This is a genomic window from Citromicrobium bathyomarinum, from assembly GCF_038594605.1.
Classification (GTDB): domain Bacteria; phylum Pseudomonadota; class Alphaproteobacteria; order Sphingomonadales; family Sphingomonadaceae; genus Alteriqipengyuania; species Alteriqipengyuania bathyomarina_B.
Map to the genome: position 1 here is coordinate 311,998 of NZ_JBCFZM010000002.1, position 15,017 is coordinate 327,014.

Here is a 15,017-nt window from a genome sequence, read left to right on the forward strand (position 1 = left end):
TGCGAGCTATCGGGGCGGGGTGAAAGATCGCCCCGCCCTTCTCGTCTTTGCCGGTGCCCTGCTGGTCTGCGCGCTGGCGCTGGTCTTCGCCAGCCAGACCGCCACCCGTTTCGTGGACGGGTTGCAAGCCGCGACTGCACGACTGCCCGAACAGGCGACGGACCCGGCGGTCGATGTGACCTTCGCCACCGACCGTGGCTGGCCGACCCGGCACCCGATGCTGACGCCCCGGCGCGACCTGACCGAGCTGGAGCGTGCCCGCATCGCGCAGGCCGTGGCCGATATCCCCGGCATGGGCGGCGTCCACTGGACCGATGGCACGATGCTCGCCGCGGGCGATACCGACATCGAATCGCTGCGCTGCGAGAGCGAGCTGCTGACCGTGCTGGCCGAACAGACGATCCGCTTCGAGGAATCCTCAGCGGATTTCATCCCCGGGAGCGAGGCGCTGCTCGACGAGCTGGCCAATACCTTGCGCCCCTGCGTCGGCGCGGTCGTCGCGGTGTCGGGCCACACCGACACCTCGGGATCGCCGCAGGTCAATCTCGCGCTGTCGCAGGATCGCGCGCAGATGGTGCGGCGCGAGCTGATCGAGCGCGGCATCCCGGCGCAGAACCTGCGGGCGACCGGCTACGGGTCCTCGCGCCCCGTCGCCGGGCTCGATCCGGCAGACCCCGCCAACCGGCGGATCGAGTTCCGCGTGGTTTCGACCGAGACCGCCCGGCCCACCCCGATTGACACTCCGGCGGCACGATAGGACGGCACTGAGACCATGGCTGTTTTCGTTGAATTGATGGTGCTTGCGCTCGGCGGCTACGCGCTCGGCCTCGGGCTTGGCGCGGGCGCGGTGTTCCTTTGGTCTTTGCGCCCGGCCGGCTTTCGCGTTAATGCGCGGGAAAGAAAGCGATAGAGAGGCCTAGCCCCACATGATTGAACTGATCGAGGCCAACTGGCTGCTGATCCTGCTGGCCGTGCTGGTCGGCTTCGTGATCGCCTGGTTCCTGCTGTCGGGATCGCGCAAGACCAGAGTGACCCGAGACGAGCCGGTCGATGGGTCGATCGGAGCGAAGCGCAATCAGGCATTGATAGACGCGCCGCCCGCCTCGGCCAAGGAAGCCGCGCCCGCCGCGCCTCCCGCGCCGGAGCCCGCGCCTGCACCGGCACCGGCACCGGCAGCGACCGCCGCAAAAACTCCACCCGCGCCGCAGCCCGAACCCACCCCGCAGCCTGAGCCTGCACCGGAGCCCGAACCTGTCAGCAAGCCCGCGCAGGAACCCGCCGCTCCCTCCGCCACCGTCCCGCCGACCCCGGCGACCGGCATCGGCGGGGCAGGCGCAGCCGTGGGCAGCGCCGTGGCCAAAGAGAGCGAAGCTGCGCAGACGCGGCCGGATGGCGCGGACGATCTCACCCGCTTGAAAGGCGTCGGCCCCAAGCTCGCCGCGCAGCTCAATACGCTGGACGTGACCTCCTTCGCGCAGATCGCGAACTGGAGCGAGGCGGATATCGACCGGATCGACGACCAGCTCGGCCGCTTCAAGGGCCGCATCCGGCGCGACAACTGGATCGAACAGGCGCGCCTGCTGGAAAGTGGCGACACCGGTGCTTACGAGGCCAAATTCGGCAAACTATAGTACAGCGCGGGCAAGAAACCACTTGCCAACCTGCACGACTTGGAACGATCTTCTGCAGCAAGCGTTTAAAAAGATCGCGAGTGCAGCAGGAGAGCCCATGGAACAGCCCGTCATCCTCATCGCCGAGGACGAACCGATTGTCGGCATGGACCTGTGCGATACGATTCGCGAAGCGGGCTATTTAGTCGAAGGGCCGCATCCCGATCTCAATTCGGCGATGCTGTCGTTCCAGAAATGCAAGCCCGATCTCGCCATCCTCGATATCCGGCTGCACGATACGGTCGTGTTCCCTTTCGCCGAAAAACTGATGGCGGAAGATGTGCCGGTGATCTTCCATTCGGGCCACCTGCCGCTGGAGGAAGTGTCCGATCGCTTCCCCGATACGCCTGCCTTGGCCAAGCCGTGCCCGCCGGGCGACATTCTGACGCAGGTGCACACCGTGCTGAGCCGCGAACACGCCAAGGAGAATGGTCCCGAGCAGGATGGGCAAGAGCACACCCAGGCCGTATCGGCCCCGGTCGAAACCGCCTGACATCCGTCTTGCCACTGGCGCGCACTGCCCCAACGCAGGGCTTGCCGGGCCATGCCCCTATTTGCCATGGGACCGGGCGAAACGAGAAGCGAGCCTGACCCCATGATCCCCTTCGACGCCACCGACCCTTTCCGCCTCGACGACCAGCTGACCGAAGACGAGCGGATGATCCGCGAGTCGGCGCACGCCTTTGCCCAAAGCGAACTTCAGCCGCGTGTGATCGACGCTTTCCGCGAGGAAGCCAGCGCGCCCGAACTCTTCCCGCTGATGGGCAAGGCGGGGCTGCTGGGCGTGACCACGCCGGAAGAATATGGCGGCGTGGGCGCAAGCTATGTCGCCTACGGTCTCGTCGCGCGCGAGATCGAGCGGGTCGATAGCGGCTACCGTTCGATGGCCAGCGTGCAGTCGAGCCTCGTGATGTACCCGATCACCGCCTTCGGCACCGAAGAGCAGAAGAAGAAGTACCTCCCCGGCCTCGCGAGCGGCGAGCTGATCGGCTGCTTCGGCCTGACCGAACCCGATGCGGGCTCCGACCCGGCAGGCATGAAGACCCACGCCAAGAAAGATGGCGACGATTACGTTATCTCGGGCAGCAAGACTTGGATATCGAACTCGCCCTTCGCGGACGTGTTCGTGGTGTGGGCCAAGAGTGAAGAGCACGGCGGCGCCATTCGCGGCTTCGTGCTCGAAAAAGGCATGGAAGGCCTCTCGGCCCCCAAGATCGAAGGCAAGCTCAGCTTGCGCGCCAGCACCACCGGCATGATCGTGATGGACGAGGTGCGCGTGCCTGCTTCCTCCATGTTCCCCGAAGTGCAGGGCCTCAAGGGTCCGTTCTCCTGCCTCAACCGCGCGCGCTACGGGATCAGCTGGGGCTCGATGGGCGCGGCCGAATACTGCATGGCCGCCGCGCGCCAGTACGGCCTCGACCGGCAGCAGTTCGGCGTACCGCTTGCCAGCAAGCAGCTCTACCAGTTGAAGCTCGCCGACATGCTGACCGAAATTGCGCTGGGACTTCAGGCGTCCTTGCGCGTCGGCCGCCTGATGGACGAGGGCAACTGGTCGCCCGACATGGTCTCGATCGTGAAGCGCAACAATGTCGGCAAGGCGCTGAACATTGCGCGCGTCGCGCGCGACATGCACGGCGGCAACGGCATTTCCGAGGAATACCAGATCATGCGCCACATGATTAACCTCGAGACGGTCAACACCTACGAGGGCACGCACGATGTCCACGCGCTGATCCTCGGTCGCGCGATCACGGGTATTGCGGCGTTCTGAAGACGACCTGTCCTACATGCGCCAGGCGTGCGATAGGCGGGGAATGCAGCCCTCCCCGCCCGCACTGACCGAGACCCGCAAAGGTTCGGAACCGGAGGCCGGTTTTTTGTCTTAGGACACTGTGTCAGGTGTGTCAGGGCCGCGAAGCGAACGGCCCGGCGCAGGAGAGGATGTGATGAAACTCTACGGCTATTTCCGCAGCTCCACGAGCTATCGCCTGCGGCTCGCGCTGCAACTGAAGGGCCTCGAATACGAGAATTGCCCGGTCAATCTGGTCGAGAGCGAGCAGAAGGGCGAAGCCTTTGCCGGCCGCAACCCCTTTGCCACGGTTCCGATGCTGGAAGCGGGCGGCAAGGACCGCGTGCAGTCGATGGCGATCATCGAATGGCTGGACGAGGCCTACCCCGAAAACCCGCTGCTGCACGCCGATGTCGAACAGCGCTACCTCGCGCGTGAACTCGCCTATGCCATCGCCACCGAACTGCACGCGCCGCTCAACCTGCCGGTGCTCAAGTATCTCAAGAGCGAATACGGGCAGGATCAGGATGGCGTAAACGCGTGGTATCGCCACTGGCTCGCACGCACATTGCAGCCGATCGAACGCCGCCTCGCGCAGCTGAACACCGGCGACTTCCTGTTCGACAAGCCCGGCTTCTTCGAAGTCGTCCTGATGCCGCAAATCTATAATGCGCGCCGCTTCGGCTACGATTTCTCCGATGCACCGCACACAACCCGGATCGAAGCCGCCTGCCTCGCATTGGATGCAGTACAACGGGCGCACCCCGATAATCAGAACGACACACCCGAAGGAGAGACAGTCCAATGAAACTCGCCACGCTCAATGACGGAACGCGCGACGGCAAGCTGGTGGTCGTCTCGAAAGACATCACCCGCTACTGCGCGGCGGACAACATCGCCGCCACCATGCAGGACGCGCTGGACGACTGGGCCACTATCGCGCCCAAGCTGGAAGCGCTCTACCGCGATGTGAACAACGAAGCCGTCCCGTGCGAACGCTTCCACGAGCGCGAGGCGCATTCGCCGCTGCCGCGCGCGTACCAGTGGGCCGATGGCAGCGCCTACATCAACCATGTCGAGCTGGTGCGCAAAGCGCGCGGCGCCGAAGTGCCCGAGAGCTTCTACCACGATCCGCTGATGTACCAGGGCGGCAGCGACGACTTCCTCCCCCCGCGTGCCGATATCCCGCTGGGCGACACCAAGTGGGGCTGCGACATGGAAGGCGAAGTCGCCTGCATCACCGACGATGTCCCGATGGGCGTATCGTCGGACGAAGCCGCCGATCACATCAAGCTGCTCATGCTCGTCAACGACGTCTCGCTGCGCGGCCTGATCCCGGGCGAGCTGGCCAAGGGCTTCGGCTTCTTCCAGTCCAAGCCCGCGACCGCCTTCAGCCCCGTCTGCGTCACGCCCGACGAACTGGGCGATGCGTGGAAGGGCAGCGTCATCCAGCGCCCGCTGATGGTCGACTACAACGGCGATCCCTTCGGCCGCGCCGATGTGGGCCAGGATGCGACCTTCAGCCTCGCCGATCTGGTCGCGCACGCCGCCAAGACGCGCAATCTCGGCGCGGGCTGCATCATCGGTTCGGGCACGATCTCCAACCAGGGCCCCGATGGCGATCCGGGCAAGCCGGTGAGCGAAGGTGGCAAGGGCTATTCGTGCATCGCGGAAATCCGCATGATCGAAACCATCGCCAGCGGTGAAGCCAAGACGCGCTTCATGCACCCGGGCGACACGGTGAAAATCTGGATGGAAGACGAGAAGGGCCATTCGATCTTTGGCGCGATCGAACAGAAAGTCGTGGAGGCGTAGAGCTTACCGCCTCCCGTTCCTGGTGAGCTTGTGGCGCACCGGGAACGTCCTCTCCCCGTCGACCACAGGAGGCACACCGATGTTCTTCGACGACACCACCTACGACCTGATCGCACGCGCCGGCATTCTGACGACCGTCGGCATCCTCTACGTCATCCTGCTGACCCGCATCGTCGGGCTGCGCAGCTTTTCCAAGATGACGAATTTCGACTTCGTCATCACCGTCGCCAGCGGCACCGTGCTGGCCGGAATGGGCCGCGCGACCGACTGGCAGGGCTTCAGCCAGGCGGCGGTGGTGATGTTCGCGCTGTTTGCAGTGCAGTTCGTCATCGCGAAGGTCCGCAAGAAATCCGAGACATTCGAGGAAACGATCCAGAACGATCCCGTGCTGCTGATGATCGATGGCCGTTTCTGCACCGAGGCGATGAAGAAGACCCGCGTGTCGCGATCCGACATCATCGCCAAGCTGCGCGAATCGAACACGATGAGTTTCGACGAGGTACGCGCGGTGGTGCTGGAGACCACCGGCGACATTTCTGTGATGCACGGGCCGAACCTCGACCCCGCCATCCTTGAAGGGGTGGATGACGTGCGCGACCTCTCGCCGGAGCTTCAGAAGCCGTAGCGCAGCCCCGCCCACAGCGTACGCGGCGCGCCAAGATCCAGATCGCCGCCCGAGACGCGCGTGACGATCGTCTCGTCGAACAGGTTCTCGCCCCGCAGCACCAGTTTGAGCTGTCCTACAAGCGGCACCTGCGCGTAGGCCCCCAGCGTGGTGAAGGCGGGCAGGACTTCGGTTTCCTGGTCATCCTCGAACTGGTCACCGACATGACGCAGGCTGAGCGAGAGCAGCATATCGGGCTTTGGTTCGTAGGTGAGCGACGCCGCAGCGAACCACTGCGGGCTTTGCGGCGGGGCATTGCCATCGAGCGCCAGTGAGGCACCCTCGCCCGCGATGGTCGGGTCCGAGTAGGAGACGCTGCCGTCGAAGCGGATCGGTCCGCGAGCCACCCGCAGCCCCGCCTCGATCCCCTGCGTTTCGATCGCGGGCAGGTTGCGGCGCTGGCGCAGGTTCGGGCCGATCGTCACGTTGGCGATGGCGTTGTCCAGCCGGTTGTCGAACGCGGTGAGGCTGAGTTCGACACCTTCGACCGGCCGCCAGTCGAGCCCCGCCTCGAAGCCGCGCAGCTCTTCGTTGGCAAGGTCCGCATTGGCCTGCGTGACCACGGGGAAGACCACGAAGGGCCGGTAGAGTTCGTTGAGCGTCGGCAGCCGCAGCCCGCGATAGGCCGCCGCCCGCAGGTCGAGCGAAGGCGTCGCCCGCAGCAGCGCGCCGCCACGCCAGCTCAGCGTCCAGTCGCTGCGGTCGGCAAAGCGGTTGTCCTCCACCACCGCGCCGTCCGGGTCGCTCTCGCGGAAGAAGCCGTCAGCGATGACGGTGCGATCCGCCCGCAGCCCGCCGGTGAGGATCAGCTGTCCTACCTGCCAGTCGTCCTCTACGAAGACCCCGAGATCGCTGGTGACGCCGCCCGCGCGACGCCGCGCGGTGATGTTGCCGGTAAAGGAACTGATCGGCGTTTCCTGCAACTCGCCCTCCGCGCGGCGATAGTCGATCCCCAGCCGCAAGGTGTGGTCCGGCCCCACCGGCGGGCGCACCTCGATCTTGCCGCCGAGCCCGGTCGAAGGCGTGTTGCGCTGGTCGAGCACGGGCACGAAGCGGCTGGAGCTGACGACGAGGTTGGAGAAATTGCGTGCCTGCACATAGCCGAGCGCATCGACCTGCCAACGCCCGCGCCCGACCACGCGGATGCTCGCGTCCTGCCCGCTCGCCGAACTGTCCGCCCCGTCGAAACGCAGGGTACGGGCATCGTCGAAGGCAAGCACCCGCGCCTGCAGCTCCAGATCGTCCGAGAGCGGCGCGACCACGCGCAGCCGACCCGAGATGCTGTCGAACTTCGCCGGAACGCTTGCCGGAACGCGTTGGCTCTCGGGCGCGGTGTAGAAACCCGGCCCGCGATCCCAGCGGACCGTGCCGGAGGCATGGCCGCGACCCAGCGCGGCAGAAACGCTGCCCACCGCCTCGGTCCCGCCGCGATCATTGGCCAGCACGCTCATGCCCAGCGGCGCCTGAGTTTCGGGCGACAGGCTTTCGATCGCAATCGTGCCCGCCAGTGCGCCCGCGCCGAATGGCCCGGAGCCGCCACCTCGCGTCACCGCGATGCGCCCGACCTGCTCGGGGATCAGCGCCGCGAAAGGGACATAGCCGAAGAACGGATCCGCCACCGGCACCCCGTCGAGCGTCACCAGCGCGCGGCTGGTCGCGTTGCCGCCCAGCGCGCGCAGCGTCACACCCTGCGCCGTCGGGTTGGAGGATCGGCTGTCCGACCGGCGGAACTGCTGGAAGCCCGCCACGCTCGCCAGCGCCTCCTCGATCCGGCCCGAAGGCGCGATCAGCACCGTCTCGCGCGGGACCTCGACGGTCCCGTAGGCGGGGCTGGCGGGCGTATCGGGCAGTCCTTGGCCGGTCACCACGATGGTCGGCTCGTCGGTCTCATCGCTCGTCTCCTGCGCCATGGCAGGGCACGCGAAGGTCACCAGAGGAAGGGCTGCGAAACGAAGTCGGGTGCGCATCATCGGGCAGCCCTAGCCTACCGATCCCGGCCCGTCAGCCACCGCCGAAAGGCACCCCTCGCCTTCGCCACGGGCTTGCGATAGGTTGCGAAGCACTACGGAGAGACAAGGCGACGTGATGGATAGCAGTGATAGCGATTTCGACGTGCTGATCGTGGGCGCGGGCATTTCCGGCATCGGGATGGCAGCACACCTCGAAATGCACTGCCCGGACAAACGCTATGCGATCGTCGAACGGCGCGAGCGGATCGGCGGTACGTGGGACCTGTTCCGTTATCCCGGCGTGCGCTCGGACAGCGACATGCACACGCTCGGCTTCGTGTTCGAACCCTGGCGGCACGAGAAGAGCATTGCGGATGGCTCTTCCATCCTCGAATATCTCGACCGGATCGTGGACGAACGCGGCATCCGCGAGAATATCCGCTTCGGGTTGCGCGTGGAGACCGCCGACTTCGACAGCGCGACCGCGCGCTGGGTGGTCACGGTCGTCACCGCCGAGGGGGAGCGCAAGCGACTGACTGCCAACTGGCTCTACCTCGGGTCGGGCTATTACGACTACGACGAGCCCTACGATCCCGGTTTCGAACTGGGCGACTTTCAGGGCGAGGTGGTCCACCCGCAATTCTGGCCCGATGATCTGGCTTACGAGGGCAAGAATGTCGTCGTGATCGGATCGGGCGCGACCGCCGTTACCATCGTCCCCGCAATGGCGGAGCGCGCCGCGAAGGTCACCATGCTCCAGCGCACGCCGACCTGGATGTTCAGCCGTCCGGCGCGCGATCGGCTCGCCAATTTCCTGCGCAAGGTCCTGCCTTCCGAAACGGCTTACAAGATCACCCGCTGGAAAAACGTGGTCATGCAGGATGTCGGCTTCAAGCGCGCGCAGACCAAGCCGGAGCAGGTGAAGGAATTCCTGACCAAGAAGATGCAGGAGCATCTGGGCGACAGTTACGACGCGAATTCCTTCACCCCACCCTACGATCCGTGGGACCAGCGCCTGTGCCTCGTCCCCGATGCCGATCTGTTCGAAGCGATCAAGCGCGGTGATGCGCAGGTCGTGACCGGCCGGATCGCGCGCTTTGCGCCAGAGGCCGTGGTGCTGGAGGACGGCAGCGAAATACCGGCGGATATCTTGGTTACCGCGACCGGGCTGAAGCTGGCGGTGGTGGGCAAGATCGCGGTCTCGGTCGATGGCGATCCGGTCGATTTCTCGCAGCGCTTCTACTACAAGGGCTGCATGTTCTCGAACCTGCCCAACCTCGCGGTGGTGTTCGGCTATCTCAATGCCAGCTGGACTTTGCGCGCCGATCTGAACGCGGCCTATGTCTGCGATGTGCTCAACTTGATGGACGCCAAGGGCGCCGATATCGCGGCACCCGCGCTCTCGCAGGCTGAGGAGGATGCGCTGGAGGAGGATGACATCTTCGATTTCTCGTCGGGTTATATCCAGCGGTCCAAGGCGATCATGCCGAGAAACGCGGTCGGCTTTCCTTGGCGGCTGAACCAGGATTACCGGGTCGACCGCAAGCAGATGAAGAGCGATCCGATCGACGACGGCATTCTCCATTTCAAGGCACTGCCCCACGCCCCGGCTGACGACGCCGCGCCTGCGCGCAGCCCTGCGACCCGCACCGCCAGCTAGCAGAGCAGCCATAGAATGACCGAACGTATCTGGACCGCGGCGCTGATCGTGATCGGCGATGAAATCCTGTCCGGCCGCACGCACGACAAGAACATCGCGCAGGTCGCCAGCTGGCTGCAGGTGCAGGGCATCCGGCTCGCCGAGGTGCGCGTGGTCGCCGACGTGGAGGAGCATATCGTAACGGCGGTCAACGCGCTGCGTGCCGCCAACGACTACCTCTTCACCACCGGCGGCATCGGCCCGACGCACGACGACATCACGGTCGACGCGGTGTCGCGGGCGCTGGGCGTCGAAGTGGTGATCCACCCGGAGGCGCGCGCGATCCTCGAACGCTATTATGCAGACAAGCCGGGCGGGCTGACCGACGCGCGGCTGCGCATGGCGCGCGTGCCGCAGGGGGCTGAGCTGATCCCCAACCGCATGTCCGGCGCGCCGGGGATCAAGATCGGCAATGTCCACCTGATGGCGGGCGTGCCGCACATTACCGCCGGGATGCTCGACGCACTGACCGGCACGCTGGAAGGCGGCGCGCCGCTCAAGTCGGAAACGATGGGCTGCTGGACGGCTGAGAGCGAGGTCGCGGACCTGCTGCGCCAGGTGGAGCAGGCGCACGAGGCGTGCCAGATCGGCAGCTATCCCTTCTTTCGAGAAGGGAGGATAGGCGCCAATTTCGTGATCCGCTCAACCGATGCAGATGCATTGGCGGCCTGTGCGCACGATTTGCGAAACGGCCTGGCGGACGCGGGCTTCCCGCCGGTCGCAGGCGGTATCTAGCGTCACCCGGATCGCGCCTTACACCCCGCCTTAACCCTGAATGGGTATCCGGGCGGGGTAATGACGAATGTCTATCTGACCATCGACACGGAATACTCCTTTGCCCTCGCGCATGGGCCGTGCCCGGCAGACCGGGCGGAAAATTTCGCGCGCTCGATCGCCTGCATCACCCCGCGCGGCCCCGCCGGCATCACCCACAAGCTGGACCTGCTGGCCTGGTATGGGCAGCGGGCGGTGTTCTTCGTCGATCCCATGCCTGCGCTGGTGTGGGGAGTCGCCGCGATCGAGGATGTCCTTTCACCGATCCTGCGCGCTGGCCAAGATATCCAGCTGCATTGCCATACCGAATGGCTCGACCTTGCCCCGCCGGAATCGCCGCTTGCCGGTCTTTCGGGACGTAACCTCAAGGACTTTTCGTTCGAGGATCAATGTCGCATCCTCGAATTCGCGCGCGATATGCTGGTCGCGGCAGGGGCGCCGAAACCGGTCGCCTTTCGCGCCGGAAATTACGGCGCCAACCGCGATACGCTGCGCGCCCTGCGCGAGATCGGCCTATCGTACGACAGCAGCCACACACCCGGTATCGTCGGCGGGGAGAGCGCGCTCGACCTGCGCTCGACCGACACTCAGCCGCTGATATACGAAGGGATGGTGGAGGTTCCGGTGTCCTGTGTGGGCGATATCCGCGGCGGGCTGCGCCATGCGCAGGTAACGGCCCTGTCGCTGAGGGAAATGCGCGCCGCGCTGCGCCACGCACGCGATAGCGGCATCGCCAGCTTCGTCATCGTTTCGCACAGTTTCGAACTGATCAACCGCCGAAGCCTGGCCGTCAATCGCGTGGTTCGTCATCGGTTCGAGGGGCTCTGCCGATCCTTGCGCGATCTTCGCGGCGTCAATTCGGCGGACTTCACGAACACCCCGCCGGTGCGCACTGTCCGCCGCGAGGAGATGCCTGCCGCCGCCCCGGCAGATCCGGTCACTATCGGGCTGCGCTATTCCGAACAGGCAGTCTCGAACACGCTCTACGGCGCGCTCTAGCGAGGGCATCGAGCCATGCCAGCCCAGCGCACTCCTGTTGGTTTCACGATTGGCTCGCGCCGCCTGTTCAGGGTGGAGCGGACGCTGCATAGCTTGGCCTTCTCGCTCGAAGATGCACTGGCAGAGAGGGTTCCATCACTGCCTGCGGGCCCCGATGCCGCGGACGGCCTGCGGGTTCTGTCCGCGCCGCAGACGCTCGCCGACGGGATCGGGACGCCCTTTGGCGACCATATCGCTGGCGCACGCGAGGACTTCCGCCGCCACTACATCGCGATGGACGGGACCTTCGAGGATTACCTCGCGCACTTCTCGGGCAAGACGCGCGGCACCTTGCGGCGCAAGGCGAAGAAATTCGCGCAGGCCGACGGCGGTAAGCTCGACGTGCGCGCTTACACATCGGCCGAGGAAGTCGCGCAGTTCATCGACCTGGCGCTCCCCCTGTCGGGCAAGACCTATCAGGCCCGCCTCCTCGATGCCGGACTGCCAGACGGTGACGAGGCGCGCGACGCCATGCTCGCGGCGGCGGACGAGGGGAGGATGCGCTGCTTCCTGCTCTTCCTTCGCGGCGAGCCAGTCGCTTTCCTCTCGCTGCCGGTCATCGGCCAGACACTGGTCTACGCCCACCTCGGCTATGATCCGGAGCACGCGACACTCTCGCCCGGCACGGTCCTCCAGATGGAGGCATTGCGGATGCTGTTCGCCGAAGAGCGCTTCCGCTATTTCGACTTCACCGAGGGCGAAGGCGCACACAAGGCGCTGTTCGGCACGCACAGCGTCGCATGCTGTTCCTTCCTGCTGCTGCGTTCTACCCTAGGCAATCGCGCCCTGCTCGGCGCGCGTGACGGATTCGATGCGAGCGTGGCGTGGGTAAAGGCCCTGAGCCAACGCAGCGGCTCACTCGCCTCGGCAAGGAAACTCTTGCGCGCTTAACGGCTTGCGCGCGCCGCCGATCTCGTTAGCACCATGCTGATCGAAAGAGGGGCGCGCGGTTGGAATTTCTGCTGATTATCGCGCTGTGCGTGCTGGCCGCGTGGCTCCGCTCGCGATTCACCGAGATGCAATCCTCGCATGATGCGTTGGCGGAACGGCTGGACGCGCTCGAATGGCGGCTGCGCGAGCAATCGGAACCGGCGGAAGAGCCGGACCGCACCCGGCCGATAGCCAAGCCGGGCGAGCAGCCGGACGCAATCCGCGAAGCTGCTACCCAGCCTCAAGCGCCGACGCGATCCGAACCTTCTGCGCCCGCAACTCAGCCAGCGGCACCCACCCGGCCCGACACCGACGGTATCGACGCGGCATTTTCCGGAGACACGGAAGGCGCCAGATCGCTCGATTTCGAAGAGCTTTTCGGGCGCCGGCTACCGATCTGGGCGGGCGGTATCACGCTAGCGATCGGGGGCATCTTCCTCGTCCGGCTGGCTATCGAAAGCGGCCTGATGACGCCGCTCGTGCGCGTCGCGGCAAGTTTTGTCTTCGGGATCGTGTTGCTGATCGCGGCCGAACTGGCGCACCGGTTCGAGGTGCGGCTGGCCGATCCGCGCGTGCGGCAGGCGCTGGCGGGGGCCGGGCTCGCGACGCTTTACGCCGCGTTCTATCTCGCCGGGTCGGTCTACCAGCTGATCGGCCCGGGCGCTGCATTCGGCGGACTAGCGCTGGTGACGGCAGGGGCGCTCGGCCTCGCTTTCCGCTTCGGCCTGCCGACCGCGCTACTGGGCCTCGTCGGCGGGTTCGCGACCCCCGCGATGGTTTCCAGCGAAAACCCCAACCTGCCGCTGCTGACCTTCTATCTCGCGCTGCTGGCGGCAGGGATCGCCTATACCGGCCAGCGGATGGGCGCGGCATGGCTGGGCCTGATCGCGCTGCTCGGCGGGTTCGGTTGGGGCGCGGTGGTCCTGTCGACGCTCCCGGTCGAAACCGCCGATTTCATCGCGTCGGGCCTCTACCTCGTCGCGCTTGGCACGGCGGTGCCGGTCGTTGCGATTCGCGGATCGCAGTCGGCTTCGTGGAGCTATACTGCCGCTGGCGCACTCGCGAGCGTCCAGCTTGCCGTGCTGCTGGCGATCGACGACTTCAGCCTGCTGGGCTGGGGGCTCATCATGCTGCTGCTGCTGTCCCTCGCCATCCTTGGCTGGCGTGAGCCCGCGATCCGCCGGGGTGGCGGCTTCGCTGCGGCTCTGGCGCTGCTGTTGCTTGCAACGTGGGATCCATCGGGTCGCGACTTCGCGCTGGTTGCGACTGGCCTTGCGCTGCTGGCAGCGGCCGTCCCCGTGGCGCTCGCCAGGGTGGGTCGCTCGGGCGAGGAAGACCGCTGGCAGGCGATCCTCGTGCCACCCACTCTCGCCGCGATCGCGACATGGCACTTCCACGAGGGCGAGAGCGCGCAGATCCTGCTGGCAATCGGGGTCGTCGCGCTCGGCGCGCTGGCCGCAGGCGGGGCGGCGATCTTCGGGCGAACCGCTTCTGAGGATCGATTCGGGTGGGGCCACGCAGGCGCCATCGCACTGATCGCCTATCTCGCGCTGATCGCGCTGCTTCCCACCAGCGCGATGGGTTGGGCGCTCGCACTCGCGGCTGGTGCCATCCTGCTTGCGCTGCCCAAGTGGCATCTGACCGCGCTGGCATTGCTGCTCATCGCAACGGGCTGGGCCATGCCGACCATGGCCGTCTGGTTTTCCGCCCTGACACCTGCCCTGGCAGGCAATCCTGCCTCTTCGCCGGAGCTTCCTTCGCTTGCCTCGGTCGCCAACCGGATCGTGCCGGTCGAACTGCTGGCGGGGCTGGTCTGCTGGCGCCTCGACGCGCCCCGGCGCGATCTTCGGATTGCCGCCGGAGCGGTGGCCATCGCGCTGGCGGTAGTGATTGGGCATGTGCTGTTTCGGCAGCTGTTCCCGTTCACCCAGCCGGACGATTTCGTCGCGCGAGGACTGCTCGAGCGGACATTGTGGCAGGCTGTCTTGCTGGGAGCGGGATACGCGCTGCTCACGCAGGCCCATTCGCAATCGCGGGCATGGGCACAATGGGCGGGGCGCGCGCTGGTGGCGGTCACCCTGGCCCACTTTGCGTGGTTCGGCTTCGTGCTGCACAATCCGCTGTGGGATGCGCAAGCGGTAGGGAGCGTGCCGTTCGCGAACCTGCTGTTTCCCTCCTACGCCATCGCCGCCGTCGCCGCCTGGCTCGGGGGGCGCGAGATCGAGCGTGCAGGCTTCGTATGGGGGCGGATGGCAGGCGATGTCGTGCTGATGGTGCTGGCGCTGGTCTTCGCGCTCAGCACCTTGCGGCAGGCCTTCTCCGGGACCGTGCTGGTCGAGACGCCGATGGGCGAGACCGAGGATTTGCTGAGGTCGCTGCTCGGCATCCTCGTCGCAATCGCCTTCCTCGGCTGGGGTTGGTGGCGCGAGCAACGCCGCTGGCGCGTCGGATCGCTGGTGCTTATGCTGCTGGCGGTGGCGAAGGTGTTCCTCGTCGACGCCGCAGGTCTCGACGGATTGCTGCGGGTGGCGAGCTTCCTCGCGCTCGGCTTCAGCCTGATTGGAATCGGCTGGATCTACAGCCGGTTGCTCCGGTCGACCTAGGTAGCGCGCACGAAAAAGGGCCGGAGGATCGCTCCCCCGGCCCTTTCCTATTTCCGCCAATCCAACCCGAAGGGTTGGCAAGGCCG

The 15,017-nt window shown here is 66.1% G+C and carries 14 protein-coding genes; 13 read left to right on the top strand and 1 reads right to left on the bottom strand.

What is annotated here, in order from left to right; translation table 11 throughout:
• Window positions 1-19: 19 nt before the first annotated feature.
• The 8 genes from AAG612_RS08520 (at window position 20) to AAG612_RS08555 (ending at window position 5,899) form a co-directional block, all read left to right on the top strand.
• The gene (locus AAG612_RS08520) at window positions 20-757 is read left to right on the top strand and encodes an OmpA family protein (protein WP_342509245.1); all 738 of its coding nucleotides are present in this window, start codon (window positions 20-22) and stop codon (window positions 755-757) included.
• A gap of 15 nt (window positions 758-772) precedes the next feature.
• On the top strand, window positions 773-910 hold the full coding sequence (locus tag AAG612_RS08525; RefSeq protein WP_342509247.1) for a hypothetical protein: 138 nt from the start codon (window positions 773-775) through the stop codon (window positions 908-910).
• A gap of 16 nt (window positions 911-926) precedes the next feature.
• Entirely contained in the window at window positions 927-1,631 is a 705-nt protein-coding gene (locus AAG612_RS08530; RefSeq protein ID WP_342509249.1) for a hypothetical protein, read from the top strand.
• Between the two features lie 97 nt (window positions 1,632-1,728).
• The gene (locus tag AAG612_RS08535) at window positions 1,729-2,163 is read left to right on the top strand and encodes a response regulator (RefSeq protein WP_342509251.1); all 435 of its coding nucleotides are present in this window, start codon (window positions 1,729-1,731) and stop codon (window positions 2,161-2,163) included.
• Between the two features lie 102 nt (window positions 2,164-2,265).
• The gene (locus tag AAG612_RS08540) at window positions 2,266-3,441 is read left to right on the top strand and encodes an acyl-CoA dehydrogenase (protein ID WP_342509252.1); all 1,176 of its coding nucleotides are present in this window, start codon (window positions 2,266-2,268) and stop codon (window positions 3,439-3,441) included.
• Between the two features lie 175 nt (window positions 3,442-3,616).
• On the top strand, window positions 3,617-4,267 hold the full coding sequence (maiA, locus tag AAG612_RS08545; RefSeq protein ID WP_342509254.1) for a maleylacetoacetate isomerase: 651 nt from the start codon (window positions 3,617-3,619) through the stop codon (window positions 4,265-4,267).
• Complete coding sequence (locus AAG612_RS08550; protein WP_342509256.1) at window positions 4,264-5,274, top strand: fumarylacetoacetate hydrolase family protein; 1,011 nt, start codon at window positions 4,264-4,266, stop codon at window positions 5,272-5,274. Before maiA ends, AAG612_RS08550 begins: the two co-directional genes overlap by 4 nt.
• Window positions 5,275-5,353: 79 nt before the next feature.
• Window positions 5,354-5,899, top strand: a complete 546-nt coding sequence (locus AAG612_RS08555) for a DUF421 domain-containing protein (RefSeq protein ID WP_342509257.1) — start codon at window positions 5,354-5,356, stop codon at window positions 5,897-5,899.
• On the opposite strand, the gene AAG612_RS08560 is transcribed toward AAG612_RS08555, so the two are convergent.
• Complete coding sequence (locus tag AAG612_RS08560) at window positions 5,887-7,905, bottom strand: TonB-dependent receptor (protein ID WP_342509258.1); 2,019 nt, start codon at window positions 7,903-7,905, stop codon at window positions 5,887-5,889. The two genes, AAG612_RS08555 and AAG612_RS08560, sit on opposite strands and share 13 nt — an antisense overlap.
• 118 nt (window positions 7,906-8,023) lie before the next feature.
• Here AAG612_RS08560 and AAG612_RS08565 point away from each other — a divergent pair, with 118 nt between their 5' ends.
• From AAG612_RS08565 to AAG612_RS08585, 5 genes are read left to right on the top strand one after another with little or no spacing between them, the layout of a single operon-like run.
• Entirely contained in the window at window positions 8,024-9,547 is a 1,524-nt protein-coding gene (locus AAG612_RS08565; RefSeq protein ID WP_342509260.1) for a flavin-containing monooxygenase, read from the top strand.
• A 15-nt stretch (window positions 9,548-9,562) separates the two neighbouring features.
• A complete protein-coding gene (locus tag AAG612_RS08570) occupies window positions 9,563-10,321 on the top strand; it encodes a competence/damage-inducible protein A (protein WP_342509263.1) in 759 nt (252 codons plus the stop codon).
• 60 nt (window positions 10,322-10,381) lie between these two features.
• The gene (locus tag AAG612_RS08575) at window positions 10,382-11,359 is read left to right on the top strand and encodes a polysaccharide deacetylase family protein (RefSeq protein WP_342509265.1); all 978 of its coding nucleotides are present in this window, start codon (window positions 10,382-10,384) and stop codon (window positions 11,357-11,359) included.
• A 15-nt stretch (window positions 11,360-11,374) separates the two neighbouring features.
• Complete coding sequence (locus AAG612_RS08580) at window positions 11,375-12,289, top strand: GNAT family N-acetyltransferase (RefSeq protein ID WP_342509267.1); 915 nt, start codon at window positions 11,375-11,377, stop codon at window positions 12,287-12,289.
• A 59-nt stretch (window positions 12,290-12,348) separates the two neighbouring features.
• Window positions 12,349-14,931, top strand: a complete 2,583-nt coding sequence (locus AAG612_RS08585; protein ID WP_342509269.1) for a DUF2339 domain-containing protein — start codon at window positions 12,349-12,351, stop codon at window positions 14,929-14,931.
• Window positions 14,932-15,017 lie beyond the last annotated feature (86 nt).